Origin of the sequence: Sporosarcina sp. GW1-11, from assembly GCF_033088395.1 — a bacterium.
GTDB lineage: Bacteria > Bacillota > Bacilli > Bacillales_A > Planococcaceae > Sporosarcina.
The window spans coordinates 29711-52815 of sequence record NZ_JAPMIW010000005.1 but is presented as its reverse complement, the minus strand read 5'-3'; the positions used below and the strand labels follow the sequence as shown (position 1 = coordinate 52815).

At 40.4% G+C, this 23105-nt stretch carries 20 protein-coding genes; 4 read left to right on the top strand and 16 right to left on the bottom strand.

The window, feature by feature from the left end; genetic code table 11:
* Nucleotides 1-37: 37 nt before the first annotated feature.
* Nucleotides 38-967: an AEC family transporter gene (locus tag ORD22_RS05020; protein ID WP_317644818.1), complete on the bottom strand. Its 930-nt coding sequence runs from the start codon at nt 965-967 to the stop codon at nt 38-40.
* A gap of 83 nt (nt 968-1050) precedes the next feature.
* Here ORD22_RS05020 and ORD22_RS05015 point away from each other — a divergent pair, with 83 nt between their 5' ends.
* Nucleotides 1051-2277, top strand: coding sequence for a CynX/NimT family MFS transporter (locus tag ORD22_RS05015; protein ID WP_317644928.1), 1227 nt, complete (start codon nt 1051-1053; stop codon nt 2275-2277).
* Nucleotides 2278-2495: 218 nt separating this feature from the next.
* On the opposite strand, the gene ORD22_RS05010 is transcribed toward ORD22_RS05015, so the two are convergent.
* The 3 genes from ORD22_RS05010 to ORD22_RS05000 all read right to left on the bottom strand — a co-directional run bounded on the left by ORD22_RS05010 (nt 2496) and on the right by ORD22_RS05000 (nt 5374).
* Nucleotides 2496-3251 carry an exodeoxyribonuclease III gene (locus tag ORD22_RS05010; protein ID WP_317644817.1) on the bottom strand — a complete coding sequence of 252 codons (756 nt, stop codon included), beginning with the start codon at nt 3249-3251 and terminating at the stop codon, nt 2496-2498.
* Nucleotides 3252-3275: 24 nt separating this feature from the next.
* Entirely contained in the window at nt 3276-4187 is a 912-nt protein-coding gene (locus ORD22_RS05005) for a pseudouridine-5'-phosphate glycosidase (RefSeq protein ID WP_317644816.1), read from the bottom strand.
* A 62-nt stretch (nt 4188-4249) separates the two neighbouring features.
* Nucleotides 4250-5374, bottom strand: coding sequence for an NAD(P)/FAD-dependent oxidoreductase (locus tag ORD22_RS05000; RefSeq protein ID WP_317644815.1), 1125 nt, complete (start codon nt 5372-5374; stop codon nt 4250-4252).
* 133 nt (nt 5375-5507) lie between these two features.
* On the opposite strand from ORD22_RS05000, the gene ORD22_RS04995 reads away from it, so the two are divergent.
* Nucleotides 5508-6602 carry a branched-chain amino acid aminotransferase gene (locus ORD22_RS04995; RefSeq protein ID WP_317644814.1) on the top strand — a complete coding sequence of 365 codons (1095 nt, stop codon included), beginning with the start codon at nt 5508-5510 and terminating at the stop codon, nt 6600-6602.
* Between the two features lie 91 nt (nt 6603-6693).
* On the opposite strand, the gene ORD22_RS04990 is transcribed toward ORD22_RS04995, so the two are convergent.
* The 9 genes from ORD22_RS04990 to ORD22_RS04950 all read right to left on the bottom strand — a co-directional run bounded on the left by ORD22_RS04990 (nt 6694) and on the right by ORD22_RS04950 (nt 16975).
* The gene (locus tag ORD22_RS04990) at nt 6694-7491 is read right to left on the bottom strand and encodes an ABC transporter ATP-binding protein (protein WP_317644813.1); all 798 of its coding nucleotides are present in this window, start codon (nt 7489-7491) and stop codon (nt 6694-6696) included.
* Nucleotides 7466-8509, bottom strand: coding sequence for an ABC transporter permease (locus ORD22_RS04985; RefSeq protein WP_317644812.1), 1044 nt, complete (start codon nt 8507-8509; stop codon nt 7466-7468). The genes ORD22_RS04990 and ORD22_RS04985 overlap by 26 nt, the downstream gene beginning before the upstream one ends.
* 18 nt (nt 8510-8527) lie before the next feature.
* A complete protein-coding gene (locus tag ORD22_RS04980; protein ID WP_317644811.1) occupies nt 8528-9538 on the bottom strand; it encodes an ABC transporter substrate-binding protein in 1011 nt (336 codons plus the stop codon).
* Nucleotides 9539-9719: 181 nt separating this feature from the next.
* A complete protein-coding gene (locus ORD22_RS04975; RefSeq protein WP_317644809.1) occupies nt 9720-10469 on the bottom strand; it encodes an amino acid ABC transporter ATP-binding protein in 750 nt (249 codons plus the stop codon).
* Between the two features lie 12 nt (nt 10470-10481).
* The gene (locus ORD22_RS04970) at nt 10482-11141 is read right to left on the bottom strand and encodes an amino acid ABC transporter permease (protein WP_317644808.1); all 660 of its coding nucleotides are present in this window, start codon (nt 11139-11141) and stop codon (nt 10482-10484) included.
* 108 nt (nt 11142-11249) lie between these two features.
* A complete protein-coding gene (locus ORD22_RS04965) occupies nt 11250-12044 on the bottom strand; it encodes an amino acid ABC transporter substrate-binding protein (protein ID WP_317644806.1) in 795 nt (264 codons plus the stop codon).
* A gap of 158 nt (nt 12045-12202) precedes the next feature.
* Entirely contained in the window at nt 12203-13600 is a 1398-nt protein-coding gene (locus tag ORD22_RS04960; protein WP_411567622.1) for a SpoVR family protein, read from the bottom strand.
* On the bottom strand, nt 13597-14757 hold the full coding sequence (gene yhbH / locus ORD22_RS04955) for a sporulation protein YhbH (protein ID WP_317644805.1): 1161 nt from the start codon (nt 14755-14757) through the stop codon (nt 13597-13599). The genes ORD22_RS04960 and yhbH overlap by 4 nt, the downstream gene beginning before the upstream one ends.
* Before the next feature lie 289 nt (nt 14758-15046).
* On the bottom strand, nt 15047-16975 hold the full coding sequence (locus ORD22_RS04950) for a PrkA family serine protein kinase (RefSeq protein WP_411567619.1): 1929 nt from the start codon (nt 16973-16975) through the stop codon (nt 15047-15049).
* A 130-nt stretch (nt 16976-17105) separates the two neighbouring features.
* On the opposite strand from ORD22_RS04950, the gene ORD22_RS04945 reads away from it, so the two are divergent.
* Entirely contained in the window at nt 17106-17969 is an 864-nt protein-coding gene (locus tag ORD22_RS04945; RefSeq protein ID WP_317644803.1) for a YitT family protein, read from the top strand.
* A gap of 41 nt (nt 17970-18010) precedes the next feature.
* Here the strand turns inward: ORD22_RS04945 and purU are convergent, their stop codons facing one another.
* The 3 genes from purU to fdhF all read right to left on the bottom strand — a co-directional run bounded on the left by purU (nt 18011) and on the right by fdhF (nt 22502).
* Nucleotides 18011-18919 carry a formyltetrahydrofolate deformylase gene (purU, locus tag ORD22_RS04940; RefSeq protein ID WP_317644802.1) on the bottom strand — a complete coding sequence of 303 codons (909 nt, stop codon included), beginning with the start codon at nt 18917-18919 and terminating at the stop codon, nt 18011-18013.
* A gap of 152 nt (nt 18920-19071) precedes the next feature.
* On the bottom strand, nt 19072-19560 hold the full coding sequence (locus ORD22_RS04935) for a helical membrane plugin domain-containing protein (protein WP_317644801.1): 489 nt from the start codon (nt 19558-19560) through the stop codon (nt 19072-19074).
* Nucleotides 19561-19577: 17 nt separating this feature from the next.
* Entirely contained in the window at nt 19578-22502 is a 2925-nt protein-coding gene (gene fdhF, locus ORD22_RS04930; RefSeq protein ID WP_317644800.1) for a formate dehydrogenase subunit alpha, read from the bottom strand.
* Between the two features lie 263 nt (nt 22503-22765).
* Here fdhF and ORD22_RS04925 point away from each other — a divergent pair.
* Nucleotides 22766-23105, top strand: a 340-nt coding sequence (locus tag ORD22_RS04925) for a Na-translocating system protein MpsC family protein (protein WP_317644799.1), incomplete at its 3' end; no start/stop codon positions are given.

Here is a 23105-nt window from a genome sequence, read left to right as displayed (position 1 = left end):
CTTAAATCTTCCAATTAAAAAAGCAGTAATTCCCTGTTCACACAAATATAATAGAAGAAAGATAGATGATGAAGCCGACTGTGAAACTACTAGCTACCGTATTAAAAAGTACAATTTGAGCCGCTAATTCCGATTCCACATTATACTCTAATGCTAATGTAGAACTATTTCTTGATGTCGGGAACGAACTGCCGATCCATAATGACTGTGCCGTGACGCCATCTATTTTCAACAGTAAAATCAACACAAGTGCAATCGCTGGGGATAGAAAAAGTCTTCCGAAAGCACTTAAAAATATTAATCGGTTCCAAAGCGTCTTCACTCGAATTTGTGCTAATTGTGCACCTAGCGTAATTAATGCAATCGCGATAAAAGCTTCTGATAAATGCCCAATCGGCAACTCAATAAAGTTTGGCAGTCGAATATCTGACAAATTTAATAGCGCACCTAGCCATAATGCATGAATAATTGGCATTTTGATGAATTCTTTCAATACGTCTACTCCAGATCGTGTAGAAGAAACTAAATTATATAAGCCATAAGAATACGTCAGCAGATTTTGATAAACGATCAAGACTATTTGAATCGACACACCCAGTGGATTCGCATGGAACACTAGCTGACTAACTGGTAATCCATAGTTTCCTGAATTGATGAGCACGATACTATTCTTCATCACGGCTGTTTGTTGACGGTTGAGCCGCAACATTTTACTAAACAAATGACCGATAATCATCAGTGATGTCGAAAATAATACGACAAACATCAACACTTCTAGTAAAACTTCGACATTGATTACGGTATAGTATAAATTCATAAATACCGCCGCCGGAATGAGGCAATAAGTTAATATATTTCCTAACGCTTTAACGTTAAACGTAAATTTCATTTGCAAAACCACGCCAATTGCTAATAAGATTAACATCGGTGTGATAACATTTACAAAGACTATGAGTAAGTACCCCACAAAGGACACTCCTTTCTGCTATTGTAACTATATACTTCTCAGAATACTTTTCATAGAATTTAGGAGGCTTCAACTTGGTAAATATAGAAAAAGATAAACCAACGAAACATCTGCATTTCCCAAAGAGTCAGTGGATCTTATTGGCAGGCATCTTATTCATCGCTGCTACCATTCGTTCTCCACTCACTTCGGTCGGACCTATTATCGGATCCATACGCGATCAATTGCACATATCCAATTCACTCGCGGGTTTTTTGACGACGATACCGTTACTTGCATTTGCGATCGTCTCACCGTTTGCACCGCGACTATCCAAACGTTTCGGACTAGCACCTACGCTCTTTTATTCCCTTTTAATTTTAATGGCGGGTACTTTACTACGCTCTGAGGGGTCGAGCAATTTACTGCTACTCGGCACGTTTTTAATCGGTGTCGGCATCGCTTTTGCCAACGTTTTATTGCCAAGCTTATTAAAATTAAGTTTCCCACTACATATCGGCTTGATGACCGGTCTATATTCTGTATCCATGAATATATCCGCAACACTTGCTTCAGGTATTGCGGTGCCAATCGCCAATGAAACATCTTACGGTTGGCAAGGTGCACTTGGTATTTGGGGTATCATTACTTTGATCGCAATCATCGTATGGATTCCACAAATCCGAATGAAGCGAGAAAAAGAACAAGAGATTAACGAAACGATGAAAGTACAAGTATCCACTTCACTTTGGAAGTCACCTGTCGCTTGGTTCGTTACATTTTTTATGGGTTTACAATCATTTCTATTTTATACGACGTCTTCTTGGATGCCCGTCGTGTTGCAAGATAGCGGAATGTCCGATGAAGCTGCCGGCTGGATGTTGTCGCTCGTCCAGTTCTCACAACTGCCTATGGTTTTTATCATACCAGTAATCGCGGATAAAGTACGCAACCAAAGAGGGCTCGTCGTGACAATCTTCTCTTGTTATGTACTTGGTTATGGAGGAGTTTTATTTGGCAGCGAGAGCTTGACTGCTTTATGGATGATTTTTATCGGCTTAGCGGGCGGAGCAGCGTTCGGTCTATCAATGATGTTCTTCACATTGCGTTCAAGAACACCAGAAGAAGCCGCTTCGTTATCCGGCATGGCACAATCGGTTGGTTATTTACTTGCTGCAGTCGGCCCCGTTCTGTTCGGTTACTTACATGACTGGACAGGCTCATGGACCGTTCCACTTTATGGATTCTTGTTCATCGCGTTACTGCTGTTCATCAGTGGTATGGGAGCAGGAAAAGACCGACTTCTATTTCCAAATAAAAAAACTTCATAACAAAAAGAGCAAATGCTTTGGCACTTGCTCTTTTTGTTATGATATGAAACATGTAAAGTGTGGAGGATTTGATCATAATCACTTTGTTAACACATCATAGTTTTCAAGTAACTTATTGACTTTATTTAAGTCCAAGTTCAAAAGTTAAGTTAATTCCTGAACATTTCATTCCCTATATTTAGGGAAAAATACTAGTTAAACGAAGCGAAACACTTTACTTAAAAATCTAACTCCGCAGAAATCGGGCAATGATCACTGCCAAATACTTCTGCATGGATTGAACCCTTTTTTAGTAAAGACTGCAATCGATTAGAAACGACTATATAGTCAATGCGCCAGCCGATATTTCGGGCCCGAACATCTCGCATATAGGACCACCACGTATAGGCTCCTTCGGTCATAGGATTCAAATAACGGAATGTATCGACAAATCCACTTTCAAGCAACCGCGTCATCTTCCCGCGTTCTTCTTTAGTAAAGCCTGAATTTCCAATATTTGATTTTACATTGCAAATATCAATCTCCTCGTGCGCAACGTTAAAATCACCACAGTAGATTACAGGCTTTTTTGCATCTAACGCAGTTAAATGAGCAAGCATGTCGTCTTCCCACTGCAATCTATACGGTAACCGTGCTAAATCTCTTTGAGCGTTCGGTGTATAGCTATTCACTAGAAAGAACTGTTCGAATTCTAATGTGAGCACACGGCCTTCCGCTTCATAATCCAAATCATTTAACCCATATTGCACAGAAAGAGCCTGTTGCTTCGTAAAAACCGCTGTACCTGAATAGCCTTTTTTCTCTGCGTAATTCCAATATTGAAAATAACCGTTAAAAGACAGTTCGATTTGACCTTCTTGACATTTGATCTCCTGTACACAGAATATATCCGCATCGATTTCATCAAAAAACTCCGTAAATCCCTTTTTCACACACGCTCGAATACCATTGACATTCCAAGAAACTACTTTCAACACTACACGACCTATCTATATCTATTAATTGCCGTTAAAACTAACCGCAAGTTTCGCTGCAAGTTCAGCATTAGATTTTACTAATGCAATATTCGCTTCTAAACTCTTTCCATCGGTAAGTTCTTGTACTTCTTTGAGCATATGCGGCGTTAACTCTTTACCACAGATTCCTAGTTGACTTGCTTCTTCTAATGCATCAGATACGAGTTTTTCCATGTATTGTTCATCCATCGCGTATTGTTCTGGAATTGGATTGGCAATGATTGCACTGCCTTCAAGTCCTAAATTCCATTTCACACGCAACATCTCCGCTATCATATCCACATCGTCCACTTGATAATCTACATGATGCGCACTGCTTCTCGTATAAAAAGCAGGGAATATATCCGTCTGATACCCCATCACCGGTACACCTTTTGTTTCTAAATATTCCAGTGTCTTACCTATATCTAGAATGGATTTTGCACCTGAACAGACGACCGCTACACTCGTGCGTGCGAACTCATCCAAGTCTGCAGAAATATCCATTGTCTCTTCCACACCTCGATGCACACCACCAATTGCACCAGTCGTGAATACGCGAATTTTTGCCAAGTCTGCAAAGAACATCGATGCAGCTACTGTCGTCGCACCCGGCTGTTTCGTTGCGATTAAATAACTAATATCTCGTCTTGATGCCTTTATGACGCCTTTGCTATCGCCAAAGCGTTCTAATTCTTCATCTGATAAGCCAATTTTAATTTTACCATCCATAATAGCAATTGTTGCAGGTACCGCCCCATTATCTCGCACGATTTGTTGCACTTCACGCGCTGCTCTAACATTTTCCGGATACGGCATACCATACGTAATAATTGTGGATTCCAACGCGACTAATGGTTTATCATATTTCATCGCTTCTATCACTTCTTCTGAATACGAAACATATCTTCTCATCTAAAATTTCCCCCTGACCGTTCAATAGCTATATATTCATAATAATCATTCTACAGATGTAGTCAATGGTACGCTTTAATTATCTGCGAAATCTGATAGCTTTCTAAATCCCATCCTGTGGGCTTATCAAGTACTAACTGAGATAAAAGTTTACCGAGTAATGGTCCAACGGTTAACCCGGATGAACTTAATCCGTTCGCTATCCAAATATTTGAATGACCAGGTAGCGTACCAATTACCGGCATAAAATTTGGTGTATACGGGCGAATCCCTACGCGCACTTCTGCAACTTCTGCATCACGTAAAGCAGGCGCTAGTGGTAAAGCATTCGTCAATACTTCTAGTATACCACCTGCAGTTGGCTGAATATCAAAATCATCTGTCTCTTCATGTGTAGCCCCTGCTACAAAGCGGCCTTGTTGAAACGGTACGAGATATTGTGTGCTTGGTGGCATAATGACTGGCCACTCTCCTGAAGATGCGTGCTTCGTCTGCAAATGAAGGATTTGAGCCTTCTGTCCAGCTACTTGCAATTTTATTTCTAGCGGCGCAATAAATTCAGGAGCCCACGCACCAGCTGCCACGATTAATTCATCTGCCCGTATGATTTCGTCTGCAACGATGACTCCACAAACGATTCCTTCTTTTATGAAAGGCTTAGCAGAGCCTATTATAATTTTAACACCACGCTGAATTGCCACGCGTTCCAATGCATCACGTAATTTATTACCTTCTACTTTCGCTCCACCGGAAATCCAAAGCGCATGATATTCATCAGAAAGTATTGGCATATGTTCTCTTGTCTGCTCGGCATTTAGTAAGCGGACTTCCCCTATTTCGGGAGATGAGATTCTTCGTTCTTCGAGTAATGCCATTTTTTTACGTAGGCGTTCCACATCAGTGTGGATTGCCAACGCACCTACTTTTTTATAACCCGTCTGCGTTTCACCTTCTTCTTCTAATGAACGGATCAGCTCAGGATAATATGCGGCTCCAGCTGAAGCCAATGTGTACCAGGCTTTATTGCGTCTTTGTGAAGCCCAAGGACAAATGATACCAGCCGCGGCTTTCGTTGCTTGACCAGGTTCGTTTCTATCGATCACAATCACTTCTGTATCGGTTGCGGATAAATGATAGGCGGCAGATATTCCGACAATTCCCGCTCCAATGATAATGATTTTTTTCAAAAAATCACTCCTAACTGTATTCGTTTCAAAATCCACAAACTTTTCACTTTATTTTTGTTAAAAAAGCTGTATAATTATTTTATTCGGAATTAAAGTTTCGGAATATTCTACATTTTGAGGAGATCTGATGATCATGACAAGATTACCTATGCAAATTCAACTTACACAAAGCAAAAAGGAAAAGCCGGACCCTTCCACCCTTGTTTTTGGAAAGACATTCACGGACCATATGCTTACCATAGATTATGAAGAAGGGAAAGGTTGGCACAACCACCGTATCGTTCCATATGCTCCTCTAACTTTAGATCCTGCAGCCATCGTCTTGCACTACGGACAAACCGTATTTGAAGGTATGAAGGCTTATCGCTCGGAAGAAGGAACAATTCGATTGTTCCGTCCAGAAGAAAATATGAAACGTCTTAACTATTCACTCGATCGTCTATGTATGCCAAGAATCGATGAAGAAAACGCACTCTACGCACTTAATCAATTGCTTCAAATCGAGCAAGATTGGATTCCTACCTTAGATGGGACTTCATTATATATACGCCCATTTGTAATTGCAACGGAAGCTTTCCTAGGTGTTGCCCCAGCTAAGAAGTATCAATTCTTTATGATTCTATCACCTGTTGGATCTTACTATAAAGAAGGTATTCATCCCGTAAAAATCCTTGTAGAAAATGAGTTCGTCCGTGCGACAAAAGGTGGTACAGGTAGCGCAAAAACTGCAGGAAACTATGCTTCTGCATTAAAAGCACAACAAGCGGCCGATCAGGCAGGCTATTCACAAGTACTTTGGCTTGACGGTGTAGAACGAAAATACGTCGAAGAAGTCGGCAGCATGAATATTTTCTTCAAAATCAATGGTGAGGTTGTTACCCCCGCTATCAACGGTAGTATTTTAGAAGGTATCACGCGAAAATCCATCCTACAGTTATTACGTCACTGGGATGTACCAGTAGCCGAACGAAAGATTTCGATGGAAGAAATTAAAAATGCTTATGAAAATGGTGAACTTGAAGAAATTTTCGGTACTGGCACAGCTGCTGTTATTTCTCCAGTTGGCGAATTGAACTGGGACGGCTATAAGATGGTCATCAGCAATGGCGAGACCGGCAAACTTTCTCAACAGCTCTACGCTACACTGACAAATATCCAAACCGGCACTGAAGAAGATCCATTTGGCTGGGTACACGAAATCAAAAAGCAAGTAGCAAAACTTGCATAAATAGAATGGAATAAAAAAACTAGGCCACTGCTCCATTTTTAGAGCAGCGGCTTAGTTTCGTGTGTAAAAGAAAGAACAGTGGGCTTGCTCGTTATACCGACAATAGCGCAGCGTCGCTTGTTAATTGTTCACCGCGTATACGCTGGAATTCGGCCATTAACTTCGCAATGGTTAAATCTTTCTTTTGCTCTTCTTCGACTTCCAAAATGATCTGTCCCTTATCCATCATGATCAAGCGATTTCCAAGATCGAGCGCCTGTTGCATATTATGCGTCACCATTAATGTCGTGAGCTTATCCTGCTCAACTAGACGCTTAGTCAAATCTGTGATCAATTCCGCACGCGAAGGATCAAGTGCAGCCGTGTGCTCATCTAGCAAGAGAATAGACGGCTGAGTGAAAGTCGCCATCAACAGAGAAAGCGCTTGACGTTCTCCGCCTGACAGTAAGCCAACTTTTGCCGTCATCCGATTCTCTAAGTTCAAGTGCAAAGTTTCAAGCGATGTTCGGAATAAATCTTTGCGCTTCTTATCTACTCCACGACGGAGTGAACGTAGTCTATTGCGGGAATAGGCCATCGCCAAATTCTCTTCAATCGTCATCGTTGGTGCCGTTCCCGCCATTGGATCTTGGAACACACGTCCGATCATCTTCGACCGTTTAAACTCTGCTAAACGAGTAACGTCCTTATTATCAATATAGATAGACCCGAAATCTGGAGTCAATGCACCCGAAATCATATTCATCATCGTTGACTTTCCTGCGCCATTACTCCCAATAACCGTTACGAAGTCACCTGGTCGCAAATGAAGATTGATCTGATCTAGCGCAACTTTTTCATCTGGGGTCGCCTCGTTGAAAATCTTATTGATGTTGTCCAGTTTCAGCAACTTCATTCCCCCTAGCATAAACTTGCATACGTAATCGTTCAGCTTGTCTACGTGCTTTTCGTTTTTTCTCACGTCTTTTATCCAAAATCTGAGGAATGATCAAAGCTGCGATTACAATTACTGCAGTAATCAATTTCATGTCCCCTGAATCAAGAATCTTCACACGTAGGGATAACCCTAATACGATTCGATAAATAACAGCCCCTATGATAACCGCTAGCGTCGTACGGAAAATTGTCTTCGTTCCAAAGATTGCTTCCCCGATAATAACAGAAGCCAAACCGATGATAATCATACCGATTCCCATACCGTTATCTGCAAACTTTCCATACTGTGCGATTAACGAACCTGAAAACGCAACGAGTGCATTGGAAATCCCTAGCCCCAGAATGACTAGCGTATCTGTATTCGCAGAAAAACTACGAATCATCTTTTTATTATCGCCTGTCGCACGAATCGCTAGACCTAACTCTGTCTGTAAGAACCAATCCGCGATGACTTTAATAATAATCGTCACAATAATCATTAAAAATAAAGTACCCCATGTTGAAGGCAAATGTTCGATGCCGAACCCAGCCAAGAAGCCATTAATCGCTTCGTCTACTCCGAGGTTGCTCCAAAATCCTTGAAACTTACTAAAAATTGTTTCTGCGTTTAAAAGTGGAATATTCGGGCGGCCTACTGAACTTTCAGTAGTTAGACCCATTATCCGAAGGTTTATCGAGTAAAGAGCTATCATCATGAGTATTCCGGATAAAAGTGGATTGATCTTTCCTTTGGTATGTAATAATCCAGTTATACACCCCGCAAAAAAACCGACTACAATAGCGGTAAGTGTTGCGATAAGCGGATGATAATCAAAAACGATCATCGTAGCCGCTACAGCTGCGCCTGTTACAAAACTTCCGTCCACTGTTAAATCTGGAAAATCAAGCACTCGGAATGTAAGATACACTCCGAGTGCCATAATCGCATAGATGATGCCCTGCTCAACTGAGCCAAATACAGCTGAAAACATGCAAGATCATCTCCTTGGTTATTCTACAATTTCTGCATTCCAATCATCTTGAATTTCAAGACCTATTGCTTCTGCAGTTTTTTTGTTCAACAGTAACTTCAAGTTTTGAGGTACTTGCACAGGTAATGTCTCTGTTTTCGCTTCTCCTGTAAGAACCTTCACTGCCATCTGTCCTGCTTCATAACCGATGTCATAGTACTCGAAACCGTACGCACCAAGTCCGCCACGTTTAACTGAATCGAACTCACCGACCATCATCGGAATTTTATTGTCATTCGCAACTGAAATTACTGATTCCAAAGCAGAAACGACTGTGTTGTCTGTGATAATATAAAATGAATCTACTGATCCAATCAAGGATTCAGCTGCTTGTTTTACATCAGCTGATGTTGCAACAGATGCTTCAACTACTTCCATATCCATATCTTTCAAGATTCCTTTTACTGAATCTACTTGCAGACGTGAATTTTGCTCTCCAGAGTTGAAGATCATACCTACTTTTTTTGCACCTAAGCTATCTTTCAAAAACTTCATTGTGCTAGAAATTGCATCCGGATGGTTATCAATTGTTCCTGTGACATTGCCCCCGGGCTCTTCGTTAGAAGCAACCAATTCCGCTGCAACTGCATCTGTTACTGATGTGAAGATAATCGGAATATCTTGTGTTGCACTAGCCGCTGCTTGTGCACTAGGTGTAGAGTTCGCGAAAATCAAATCGACTCCTGCACCTGCTAAGTTGTTCGCAATTGTTGAGTTTGAACTATTATCATTTTGTGCATTTTGCTTGTCATATTCAACATCCAAACCAGCATCTTCTATCGCTTTCTGAAAACCTTCTAACGCAGCATCTAAAGATGGGTGTTCAACGATTTGCGTGACACCAATCGTGTATTTTTCTTTACCGCTCTCTTTTTCATCATTTTTGTCATCTGTTGCTGAATCTGATGACTTCTTTTCCCCACCACACGCAGCTAGAATGAGCACAATACTTAAAAGTGCTGTTGCATAAGTCATCCAACGTTTCACCATTCAAAATCCCCCTAACATAATATCTATTGCCTGTCGGTATATTCAGAAAAGGCAATAATTATACGTAATCGTACACTTTACTTCGCTATCCGTCAATGGAATATTCCATATTGTAAGTAAACTCTCACAAAAAAACAGCCTATCGTAGGAACTTCTATGCGATAGGCTATTTTTTATGTTTTTACTCATTCATTTCATAGTTTAAAAACTCTTTCGTACGTAGTTGTTTTGGTGTGTTGAATACTTCATCTGGACTACCTGATTCGACGATCATACCGTCGGCCATGAAAATCACACGATTCGCGACATTGCTTGCGAATTCCATTTCATGTGTAACGACTATCATCGTCATATGTTCTTCTGCTAGATTTTTCATAACGTGTAGCACTTCTTTCGTCAATTGTGGATCGAGTGCGGAAGTGGGTTCATCAAATAATAATATTTCAGGATTCATCATTAACGCCCGTGCAATTGCCACACGTTGTTTTTGACCTCCAGACAATCTAGATGGCAATTCATCTTGTTTTGCAGCAAGTCCTACTTTCTCTAGCAGTTCAACTGCTCGCTCACTGTATTCTTTAGCTTTTTCCTTTTTCACTAATTTAGGTGCTAACTCTAAGTTTTGTTTGACAGTCAAGTGCGGAAATAGATTGAATTGTTGGAAAACCATCCCCATTTTACCATTAATTCTTTTACTATCTGCTGGATTTGCGTAGACCCCATTGTTCACCAAATAATCGCCATCAACTAAAATACTGCCGCCTCCGACTTGCTCCAATTGGATCAAACTACGGAGCATCGTACTTTTCCCTGATCCCGAAGGTCCAATAATTGCTAAAACATCATTTTTTTCTACATCAAATGAAATATCTTTTAACACTTCTAAAGGTCCGAATGATTTCTGTAAATTACGCACTTCAATGAAAGACATAGTTTTCTCTCCTTAATCGTATTGCAGCTTTCTCTCCAAATATTTGAACACAATCGTCAACCCAAAAGCTATTAGCAAGTAAATCCCCGCCGCAATAAAAAAGGGAATAATCGTGAAATCCCGATTGACCACTGTCTGAGCATAGTGGAGCAATTCAGGAACCGCCACCGCATATAAAAGTGCTGTGTCTTTAACTAATGAAACCGATTCATTGGCAATTGGGGGCAAAGTCACGCGGAACATTTGCGGTAAAATGACACGAACAGTCGTCTGCCATTTAGATAATCCAAGAACTTGCGAAGCTTCGTATTGTCCTTTATCTATAGACAACAATCCTCCACGAAAGATTTCAGCAAAGTATGCTGCGTAGTTCAAAATAAACGCGAGCGTCGCAGCTACAAAACGATCTAACACTAAATATTCTCCAATTACCGGAAGAAGTGGTAAACCAAACACAAAGAACAATAGCTGCAATAACAAAGGAGTCCCACGCATCACATAAATATACGTCTGCGCCAAAAAAGAAATTGGTTTAATACTACTTCTTACGGCAAGCGTTAGCAAAAAACCGAGCGGAATCGAAAGTACAATAGCGAGCACAAACAATAGAACAGTCGCTTTGGCTCCTTCGAGCATCGGGATCAGCATAGACATAAAATATTCATAAGTCATTTTAAATTCCTCCAAAAAACCTTCTGCGGTTCATGATATTTCTTCATTATAATGCCACAGAAAGTTAACTATTATTAGCCTTCTGTGGCATACAATATTTTTTTTAGATTAACGAAGGACTTTGTCTTCACCGAACCACTTTGTGGAGATTTCCGCTGCTGTTCCATCTTCATTCATTGTATCCAATGCTTTTTGAAGATCTTCAAGCAATTTTTCGTTACCTTTTTTAACGCCGATTCCGTATTCTTCAACAGCCAATGAACCGTCTAATTTCTTAAATACGCCTTCTTCTGATGTAATGTAGTAATCGATAACTACTTCATCGATAACGACTGCATCCAAACGACCTGTTTTCAAATCTGTCAATGCGAGTACGTTATCCGCAAACTCCGTGACTTTTTTCACTTTTTCATGAATTGGGTGGCTCTCTAGTGCAGGACCTGCAGAAGAAAGTGCTTGTACGCCGACTTCTTTACCCTCTAAATCTTCAATCGCGTTAATAGCTGAGTCAGCTAACGTAACAACCACTTGATTATTATCTAAATAAGGTTTTGTGAATAATACTTTTTCTTTACGCTCATCTGTAATCGTGTAGCCATTCCAAATTAAATCAATACGACCACTGCTTAGTTCTGTTTCTTTCGTCTTCCAGTCGATTGGCTGGAATTTTGCCGTAGCACCCATATGCTCAGCGGCTGCTGTTGCCATTTCGATATCGAATCCGACTAGTTCATTCTTGTCGTCACGGAAGCCCATAGGTGCAAACTTGTCGTCTACACCGACGATGATTTCTTTGTCATTTCCAGCATCCGTTGACTTTTCTACGTCTGTCGACTTGTCCGAACAGCCTGCCATTACTAAAAGCATTGCAGCTACCAATAACGCAAATGAAATTTTCTTCACTTTGTTTCCCCCTTTTTCTAACTCTTTATCACGTTAACGAGTTAATATACTTTAAAAATACCATTAGACGGATGAAATGAAAAGCCTTTCCTTCGTTAATGAATGCTTCTTTTCCATAGAAAAAGAATAGACGGGTGTCTATTCTTAAGTCGAACATTTTATTTAGAGCGTCTAAACACTTTATGCCCATCATATGAGAATACGAGCGACTTATTTTCTAACACAGTTTCTAAATGGACGATGCGCCCCCATAGATGGTGTATATGAGGTAATACATGTTCCAAGTAAGGAAGGTCTAGTTCGGTGTCTTCGTATCGATGAACGAGGTAAAGTTCTCCGTTTCGCATGTAATCACCGTCTTCTACGACAATATAAGGAAAGCCTCCATTCACTCGCATACCGATTAACTGGTTGCGGACGTTATCAGTTTGCTTGTCGGATATTTTATATAGATTTTCCTGCTTTTGAAAGACGTACATATCTTCTTGCTTAATCAAGTCATCGGTTAAATAGTTGCGGATGAACGATGTGTCATTTTCAATTTCACGTGCTTCGAAAATTTTCTCACGTCCTGTAGTTGTCTGTTCTCCACGAAATTCTGCTTCTTTAGCTAACGCATCATAGCGCTTCTCGATATCTTCAAACATTTTTACACCGAGATAATACGGATTAATCGTAGTCTTTGAAGGCTGTAGAACGCTGGCATTGAGTTTCGCAAATTCAATCGTCTCTGCTGGCGTTAAGTCCATTTGCCGTAAGATTTGCTGATGCCAGTAGGATGCCCAGCCTTCGTTCATAATTTTCGTTTCTAACTGCGGCCAAAAGTAGAGCATTTCCTCACGTAGCATCGTCAATATATCGCCTTGCCAGCTAGTTAAGTTTCGGCTGTTCTCTAAAATAAATAGCAATACATCTTTCTCTTGCTGCGGTGGATTTTTCTTATTCATTTCAATTGCCTGCTGTCCAACCATTGGCCGATGATCCAAGTCCCATAAATCATCGTAGGCTGCGCGTTTAGGCTTCGGTTTATCAAATATAGAAGAGGCTGGTTTAGCGTCTCTTGACATACTTGGATCCACATGCTCTTGAATCGCTAGCACGGCATCTAAAAATGTTTCCACACGCTGCTTGCCATAGAGAATTTCATAGTCTGCTATGCGTTCTGCTGTCGCCGCCATACTTTCCACCATATCTTTACGTGTTTTGGAGAAGTAAATATTATTTTTAAAGAAATCGCAATGCGCCAGTACATGCGCAATGATTAATTTATTTTGAATCAAGCTATTCGTATTCAATAAAAATGCGTAGCAAGGATTTGAATTAATGACTAACTCATAAATTTTACTTAATCCAACGTCATATTGGAGTTTCATTTTATGGAACTGTTTACCGAAGCTCCAATGTGTAAATCGTGTCGGCATACCGTATGCACCGAATGTATAGAGGATATCTGCCGGACAAATTTCATAGCGCATCGGATAAAAGTCTAATCCAAATCCACTGGCAATTTCCGTAATCTCAGCAATCGCACGTTCTAATGCTAGTTGTTCAGTCAGCGGAATCCCTCCTTTCGCTTTTCGAAAAACTTCTTCAGCGCAAAGTAGACATCGCGATTCTTTTGCAAAATATAGTAATTAAATTTAGGATGCTCGATTGATTTATAAACTGACATAAGCGTTGACATTCTGCGATGCTCATTCACTTCTGCGTAGCCAAACATATTGGAAATGGATAATAATTCATCTACATAATCCAAGCATTTACGATTATCACTCGTCATATTCTCACCATCTGAAAAGTGTACAGGATAAATATTATAACTAGCTGGTGGATACGATTCCTTAATAACTTGCAATGCTTTTTCGTAAGCAGAAGAGCACCTCGTTCCACCGCTCTCTCCTTTATTGAAAAAGTTTTCCTCCGTCACGACTTTGGCTTCTGTATGGTGTGCGATAAATTCGATATCTACCGTTTCATACTTTGTACGTAAGAATTTCGTCATCCAGAAGAAAAAGCTTCTCGCCATATACTTCTCAAATTTCCCCATTGAGCCACTCGTATCCATCATTGCGAGTACGACTGCTTTGGACTGTGGCTTTTCTATAGGGTTCCATGTTTTAAATCGCAGATCGTCTTCCATAATTGGGGCAATTTCAGCTTTACCTTTCATCGCATTTCTCTTAATAGCTGAAAGTAATGTACGTTTTTTATCTATATTACCAATCAATCCTTTTTTGCGTATATCCGTAAAGTCAATATCTTCAATCGTCGTAACTGATTGTTCTTTTTGTTCCAAGTCTGGTAGTTCCAATTCCTTGAAGAACATTTCTTCCAACTCTTCCATAGACACTTCCGTTTCATAGATGTCTTGACCTGGTTGATCTCCAGCTTCTTTACCTTCCCCTGGTTGTGCCTGTTGCTCTCCTTGCGCTACTACATCGCCGACTGCACTATCTCCTTGCCCTTGGCCAACGTGCTTGGACTTATCGTGGTTGTAACGAATTTTAAATTCATCCAATGAACGAATCGGGATTTTCACTACATCTTTTCCATTTGAAAGAATAATACTCTCTTCACTGATCAAGTCTGGTAAGTTACTTTGTAATACTTCTTTAATTTTATCTAGATGGCGTTGCTGATCCTGGTGGCCTTTGCGATGGAGTGTCCAATTTTCCTCAGTAACAACGAATCGACTGTTCTCTTGTTCTTCCATTCGAATCCCCGCCTATCTCTCGAACAATTTGTTTCCTTATCCTATGCATCAGCTGTTTGAATATTGACAAAATGGTGAGGAAACAAAAAAACAAGATCCGGTGAAGGACCTTGTTTTCTTGTTTTTTGCATAGTAAATACGCCTATTCAAAATGGGTACTCTGTGAGTGGTCCAGGATTTATAGCAAATGCCGTTCTACGTTACAGCTCTCGCTACATTCACTTGACGGGCGTGGCTTGTGCCATCATTGTAGTCATCGTGTGACATAGTGTCTGTTCCTAACTTTTAATTATCGATTCAATAAACTACCAACATACCGCAAAAGTTCATTAGCCGAGACAGAGTTATAGCCATGCTCATCTACGAGACGTGCGACGACCTCGTTCATCTTTTTAAGCTGTGTCTCATCTGGTGTAGCTGAGGTCGTCGTGATCTTCACTACATCCTTCAAATCAGCGAATAACTTCTTTTGAATCGCTTCACGCAGTCGATCATGCGACCGGTAGTCAAAGCGCTGGCTTTTCCGTGCATAGGCAGAAATACGGATCAAGATCTCTTCACGGAATGCTTTCTTCGCATTCTCTGAAATACCAATTTGCTCTTCTAAAGAGCGCATTAACTTTTCATCAGGACTCACTTCTTCACCTGTTAACGGATCACGTAATTTATTTTTATTACAGAACGCTTCTACATTATCCAAATAATTATCCATTAATGTTTTGGCAGATTCTTCATATGAATAAACAAACGCTTTTTGGACTTCCTTTTTCGCTATTTCATCATATTCCTTACGTGCCATGGAAATATAATTCATATACGTATCGCGATCTTCAGCAGAAATTGACGCATGTTGATCAAAGCCGTCCTTCAATGAACGCAATACATCGAGCGCATTGATACTCGGCACTTCTTTACGAATGATTGCAGATGAAATTCTGTTGATGACGTAACGTGGATCGACGCCATCCATTCCTTCATCCATAAATTCATTCTTCAACTCTTCCGTATCCGCATCATTAAAGCCTTCCACACTTTGGCCATCATATAGACGCAGTTTTTTCAATCGGTCAACGCCTTGTTTCTTGGAAGCTTTTAAACGGGACAAAACCGAGAATATCGCAGCCACCCGTAACGCATGTGGCGCAATGTGAACATGAGCCATATCACTTTCCTGAATCATCTTTTGATAGATTTTTTCCTCTGCGCTCACTTTAAGATTATAAGGAATAGGAATAACAATTAATCGAGAGTGTAACGCTTCATTCTTTTTATTGCTGATGAATGAGCGGTACTCGGTTTCGTTCGTATGCGCGACAATTAATTCGTCGGCACTGATAAGCGCAAATCTTCCCGCCTTGAAATTTCCTTCTTGCGTCAACGACAATAAATGCCACAGGAACTTTTCATCTAGCTTAAGCATTTCCTGGAACTCCATCAAGCCCCGATTCGCTTTATTTAACTCTCCATCAAATCGATACGCACGTGGATCTGATTCAGAGCCATATTCGGCAATTGTGGAAAAGTCGATACTTCCAGTTAAATCTGCAATATCTTGAGATTTCGGATCAGACGGTGTGAATGTACCAATTCCCACTCTACGATCCTCAGAAAATAAAATTCTTTCCACCACTACATCTTCTATCCTACCTTCATACTCTTCTTCAAGACGCAAGCTATTTAATGGAGATAGACTGCCTTCAATACGAATCCCATATTCTTTATAAAAAGATTCTCGCAACGGAGTCGGAATCAGATGTAAAGGATCCTCATGCATCGGACAACCTTTTATCGCGTAAACCGCCCCTTCATCGGTACGAGAATACTGCTCTAAACCTCTTTTTAACATTGTCACAATAGTAGATTTCCCACCACTAACCGGCCCCATCAACAGTAATACACGTTTTTTAACATCTAAACGCTTCGCTGCAGGATGAAAATATTCTTCTACTAAGCGTTCAATGGACTCTTCTAGACCAAACATTTCTTCATTAAAGAATTTATACACATTGCGTCCATTTTGCTTTTCTACACCTGCACTCGCAATCATTTCATAGATTCGTGAATGAGCCGTTTGTGCGACTTCTTTACGTTCTTTCAGTAATTCCAAATACTCTTTAAATGTTCCTTCCCACTTCAATTCATTTTCTTCTTTACGATAGTTATGCAGCTGATTTATAATATCCAACGTATCTCCTCCAAGTAGGCTGTGATATGTCATCTTATGCCCATAAAAGAAAAATGATTCGTAATGAATTTTAGAAGAAAATGAATTACTTTTAATTCTTACTAGGTTCTTGCTTTACAATCCGTTAAAATAAAACGTATGGGGTGTAGAAAAGGGGAGTTTTATGAGTAAACAGCATAAAAAGGAAACGATAGGACATTTGCTTAGACGCTATTTATTTATTTCTATCGGGGTAGTCGTCACAGCTATTGCATTGGATTTATTTCTAATACCGAATTCGGTCATTGATGGCGGGATTATTGGGATAGCACTAATACTAAATTTCATAACAGGTATACCTTTTGGGATCCTGATCTTACTATGTAATCTTCCATTCCTATTTTTCGGCTATAAACATATCGGGAAGAACTTCTTTATCTCTTCTTCATATGCGATTGCTTTACTTGCGATTGTTGAATTTCCACTTAAAAAATTGGGTCCTTTCGTGACGGATCCATTACTTGCGACGGTATTCGGTGGTTTATTACTTGGAGCAGGTGTTGGAACGATCATTCGTAACGGAGGGGCATTAGACGGAACAGAAATTCTCGGAATTTTGTTGACGCGTAAAATACCATATAGTGTCGGAGAGTTTGTCATGTTCTTCAACCTTTTCATCTTCGGTTGGGCAGGTTTTGTACTCGGTCCGGAGAAAGCAATGTATTCCATCATAACTTATTACATCGCATCCAAAGCAATCGATATCGTCATTCAAGGTTTAGACGAGACAAAAGCCGTCATTATCATTTCGGATGAATACGAGGAGATGGGTGAAGCCATTCGTTTACGACTCGGCCGAAGCATTACAAAATTACATGGTCGTGGTGGCTATACCGATAATGAAAAAGATGTAATCTACGTTGTGGTCACACGACTAGAAATCTCTAAGCTTAAGCAAATCGCCACCGACATCGATCCATCGGCTTTTTTAACGATTATGAACACACAAGAAACACATGGAGCTACATTTAAGTCTCCTATACATTAAAAAGATCCCGCCACTAACTAGAGGCGGGATCTTTCCTATTATTAATGGAAGACGATTGTTTTATTGTTTTCTACGATAATACGGTCTTCGATATGCCATTTCACTGCACGCGCAAGCACGCGACGCTCAATCGTACGGCCTATTTTCTTTAACTGAACGACATCGTCACGGTGATCGACTCGCTCGATGTCTTGTTCGATGATTGGGCCTTCGTCTAAATCATTCGTAACATAATGCGAAGTTGCTCCGATCAGTTTTACACCACGACCGAATGCTCTCTCGTAAGGCTTTGCTCCGATGAAAGCAGGCAGGAACGAGTGGTGGATGTTGATGATTTGATTCGGGAAATGACTAACGAAATCTGGAGTTAGAATTTGCATATAACGCGCCAGTACGAGTACATCGACATCATACTCTTCCATTAACTTGATTTGCTGCTTTTCCACGTCTTGACGGATGTCTTTATTGGCAGGTATATAATGGAACGGAATGCCGAGTGCTTCGACCATACCACGTGCATCTTCGTGGTTACTGATGACTACGACGATATCGGTATTTAAATCGCCGTTTTGCCATTCCCATAGAAGTTCCATTAAACAGTAAGGCTCTTTAGAAACAAAAATAGCTGTACGCTTTAACTCTACAGCGTAAGAGAAACGATATTCCAAGTCATGCTCATCTGCTACTTTTTGAAAATCTAGTTCAAGTTGCTCTTTCTTTTGCAACAAATGTTCCGCATGGAATTCGATACGAAGATAAAACATGCCGCCTTCAGGATCCGTAGAGTATTGGCTGGATTCCACGATATTCGCTTGGTGATTCAGCAAAAACGTAGAAACAGCTGCAACGATACCGGGTTTATCTGAACATTTGACGAGTAGTCTTCCGATATTTTTAAGTGTTGCAGATTGTTCTTGTAATTGTGTTGCTACTTGACTTTTGATTGACATATTTTTTCCATCTCCTACTAATTAAGTTGAATCTTTCGTTTACTTCTAATCAGATAAATTTCTCCAGTTTCCTTACAGAAAGGACACTGGAGAAATTCTTTTTATACTTATACCCTAGTATGAAGCATCTGCTATCTTTTCGCAAAGGTTTGTTATTCCATTGGATCATTTAGACCTTTACCCATCCCTTTAAGAAAGTTCATCCCAAAAGTTAAGGCGCGATTAACGTCCGGATCATTTATAGACTTCATCAATTGAAGGACACCTGTTTTTTGTCCTTCCTCCACACCTTTCTCCGCTTCGTTCAATCCTTGCTGGACGCTATGAGATAGTTGCTGGACTGTCGCTGGACTAATCGCAGTTAATGTACCTGCAGCCGCCAACAAGTTATTCAGCATATTCGTGACCGGTTCTCTAGAAACTTGATCCACTGCGATACTAGCAATTTTTTCTTTTGCTTGAAGCATTGCCTGTAGTGCATCCAAAGCTCCAATACTATGCAACTCACCAGTGATTTCCATAATTTTCCGCAAAGATTCTTCTTGCTCTGCTATCAACTTCTGTAGATCAGCCAATTTCTCTTGCTGTAGTTCTATTTCTGTACGTTCTGTTCTCTTAATAGAAGTTATCGGTGCCGCCATACTTATTCACCTCACATTTATTGATCCGTTAATTGAACATAGCCAGGTCTGTTCCACTTGCGATTTACTTCTACGCCATTTTGAGGATGACGTTTCTTATCTCGATGATTGGTCTTCGGTAGTGGATTCTCACCTATTTGTTGTAGCACTTCCATACGAACCATCGTCTGCTTGTAAGCCGGTGTATTCGTACGTTGATCCGTTGCAGGGCCTGTCAAAAAGTTAATTGCTGATTTTTTGTCTACAGAGTTCATCGGTAAAAACAACTCATTCTTCTGAACACGCGCCGTCACAAGTGCTGGTAGTTTCAATGCACCGTACGGAGATACTAGACGGACATACGTGCCAGTCACTACTCCGCGCTCTTGTGCTAACTCCGGTGAAATTTCCACATAAATATTCGGAACTTTCTCTTGAATTCCTTCAGATTTATTCGTCATATTTCCTTCATGGAAATGTTCGAGCATCCGGCCATTATTAATATGGAGATCAAACTCATCTGGGAATTTCACTGGTTCCACCCAATCAGATAATGCAAAACGTGCTTTTTTATCCGGGAAATTAAATCCTTCTGTATATAATAGCGGAGTACTCTTTCCTTCTAAACTACCCCAAAGGAAACTACCCCAACCTTCAAGTACATCATAATCAGCTTCAGCAAATATCGGACTTAAGCTCGCCATTTCCTCAAAAATATCACGTGGGTGTGTATAGTTCCAATTTTGCCCTAAACGGTTTGCAACTTCTTGAATAATCCACCAATCTTGGCGTGAGTTTCCTTTATTCGGCAAGGCTTTATACAATCGCTGAACACGTCGTTCTGTATTCGTGAAAGTACCATCCTTTTCAAGCGAAGGTACAGCAGGTAAAATGACATCTGCATACTGTGCTGTACGTGAGAAGAAAATATCTTGCACTACTAAGAAGTCCAGTTTCGATAGAACGTCATGTACATAGTTAGCGTTTGAGTCAACTAACGCCATATCTTCCCCTACGATATACATGCCTTTCATTACACCTTCGTCAATGGAATGAAGCATCTGGATATTATCTAGTCCTGGCTTCCCTTCTATTTCTACACCGTAAGCACGTTCGAATTTTTCTCTCGCAGCATCATCAGTAATATGTTGATAGCCTGGCAACCATCCAGGTAAGCTCCCCATATCACATGCGCCTTGTACGTTATTATGACCGCGTAAAGGATAAGCCCCTGCACCTGGACGACGATAATTTCCTGTTGCCAGCAATAAGTTTGAAATCGCTGCCGACGTATCAGATCCACCGGTATTTTGCGTTACGCCCATTCCCCATAGAATACACGTTCCATCTGCATCGCGAATTAATTGTGCTGTATGGATTAAGACTTCTTTTGAAATCCCTGTCACTTCTTCGGCATACTCAAGCGTATAACGTTCGAGTACCGTTTTGAAATCTTCAAAATGTAAAACGTTCTCTTCGATAAACTGTTGATCATGCCACCCTTGATCAATTAGATATTTTGTCACTGCCATTAGCCAGACTTGATCGGTACCTTGCTGAGGTGTCATAAAGATATCTGCACGTTCTGCCATTTCATGCTTTCGAAGATCCGCTACAATTAGTTTTTGATCATATAATTTATGTGCACGTTTTACACGAGTCGCAAGTACTGGATGACCTTCCGCAGGGTTTGCCCCTATGATAATGACGAGCCCCGCTTGTGCTATATCTTTTATCGTTCCTGCATCGCCACCCATTCCTACTGTTCGGAATAATCCATCCGTTGCGGGGGACTGGCAGTAACGTGAGCAGTTGTCTACGTTGTTCGTCTTGAATACTTGACGGGCAAATTTCTGAATGACGTAGTTTTCTTCATTAGTAATTTTGGAGGAAGAAATGACACCAATTCCATCTCTACCATGTTCATCACGAATTTTTCCAAGATTTTCCGCAACTAGATCCAGTGCTTCTTCCCATGAGGCTTCGACAAACTCATCACCTTTACGGATTAATGGCGTAGTGATTCTTTCTTCGCTATTCACAAAATCCCAACCAAACTTACCTTTAACACATGTAGATATCTGATTCACTGGCGCTTCAGAAACGGGCTGTATTTTCAAGATTTTACGGTCTTTTGTCCATACTTCATATGAACAACCTACCCCGCAAAATGTGCAAACTGTTTTTGTTTTGTTGATTTTTGATTCTCGCATAGCAGACTCTATATTAGAGACAGCCAGGATGCTGCTGTAACCCGGCTCGACTTTTTTGATCAAATCAACCATTGGCTCCATCAGTTCGTCGCTCATCTTCGTCATGAACCCTGCTTCACCGAGCATCGTTTTTTCCATTAAAGCATTACATGGACAGACCGTAATACAATGGCCACAGCCAACACAAGAAGAGTCATTAATCTTCGCGCCGCCATCCCACAATACAATTGGACGATCGCGCTCCCAATCAATCGATAGCGTTTCGTTCACTTGAAGGTTCTGACACACTTCTACACATTGACCACAAGCGATACACTGATTCGGGTCGTAACGATAAAATGGGTGTGTAAAATCCACGGCATCTTTTGAACATTTCGGTTCATATGGATATTTTTGATGTTCCACTTCCATCAACGCCACAGTATTATGAACTTTACAGTTGCCATTATTGTTATCGCATACGGTACAATACAATAAATGATTTTCTAATATTCTATCCATCGCTTCCGTTTGTGCTGCTTTTGCACGTGGAGAAGCCAATTGGACATCCATGCCATCTACGGCTTTCGTGGAACAAGCACGTGTTAATTTTCCGTTCACTTCCACGATACATGTGTCACATGTTTGAATCGGATCGACTTCAGGCAAATGACAGATTTGAGGATGCTCTATATTATTCTCATTCATTATTTGTATTAATGTTGATCCCGCTTTGAAGTCAAAACATTTGTCGTTTATTGAAATAGCCATCTTGGTATCCTCCTTTTTAAATAAAAATCCACCATGAAAAAACCGGTTTAAACGGAATTTTTTTCATGGTGGAATAGTCTCTTAACAGGACTTGCTAAAGAACCAATCCGTATTTACTATTACAAGTAGACAGATGAAAGCCTAGCATTCACGTACTAGTGTTTCAACAGCTCTTTGTTTAGTATAAAGTAATAGAGCATTTAATACAATGCCCACACTGTGAATTTCCGATTATTCAGTAAATATAGAATAGGAGATATAAAATGAAAAAAGTTCACGAGTTCAATGATATTATTCGCAAGCTAAGAAAAGACTTATTCGGTAAAGGTCCCGAACGAATTCATACAATTTTTATCGGCAATATGGCGGTATCTACTCTTTACGGCAATCTAACTCCGACAGAAAAATTTATTGCAAGAACGCCAGAAGGGAAAAAAATTGTTCATGGAGCACGTACATCAATGATACAGGCGGTCTATGATGAACAACCTCCAGAAGGCTTAGAAGAACTAGTGGGTGCAAAATTTCTACACTTATTCAGTGATTTTAAAATTGATGATGATATTGCGGTTTCAGTATTTCTATTTGATCGAGCAATTGAAT

Bases quoted from the DNA above. Each gene is read 5' to 3' on its own strand.
- ORD22_RS05005 (WP_317644816.1), bottom strand. From the start codon at position 4,187: ATGAGAAGATATGTTTCGTATTCAGAAGAAGTGATAGAAGCGATGAAA.
- ORD22_RS04995 (WP_317644814.1), top strand. From the start codon at position 5,508: ATGACAAGATTACCTATGCAAATTCAACTTACACAAAGCAAAAAGGAA.
- ORD22_RS04985 (WP_317644812.1), bottom strand. From the start codon at position 8,509: ATGTTTTCAGCTGTATTTGGCTCAGTTGAGCAGGGCATCATCTATGCG.
- ORD22_RS04980 (WP_317644811.1), bottom strand. From the start codon at position 9,538: ATGGTGAAACGTTGGATGACTTATGCAACAGCACTTTTAAGTATTGTG.
- ORD22_RS04975 (WP_317644809.1), bottom strand. From the start codon at position 10,469: ATGTCTTTCATTGAAGTGCGTAATTTACAGAAATCATTCGGACCTTTA.
- ORD22_RS04970 (WP_317644808.1), bottom strand. From the start codon at position 11,141: ATGACTTATGAATATTTTATGTCTATGCTGATCCCGATGCTCGAAGGA.
- yhbH (WP_317644805.1), bottom strand. From the start codon at position 14,757: ATGGAAGAACAAGAGAACAGTCGATTCGTTGTTACTGAGGAAAATTGG.
- ORD22_RS04950 (WP_411567619.1), bottom strand. From the start codon at position 16,975: ATGACATATCACAGCCTACTTGGAGGAGATACGTTGGATATTATAAAT.
- ORD22_RS04945 (WP_317644803.1), top strand. From the start codon at position 17,106: ATGAGTAAACAGCATAAAAAGGAAACGATAGGACATTTGCTTAGACGC.
- purU (WP_317644802.1), bottom strand. From the start codon at position 18,919: ATGTCAATCAAAAGTCAAGTAGCAACACAATTACAAGAACAATCTGCA.
- ORD22_RS04935 (WP_317644801.1), bottom strand. From the start codon at position 19,560: ATGGCGGCACCGATAACTTCTATTAAGAGAACAGAACGTACAGAAATA.
- fdhF (WP_317644800.1), bottom strand. From the start codon at position 22,502: ATGGCTATTTCAATAAACGACAAATGTTTTGACTTCAAAGCGGGATCA.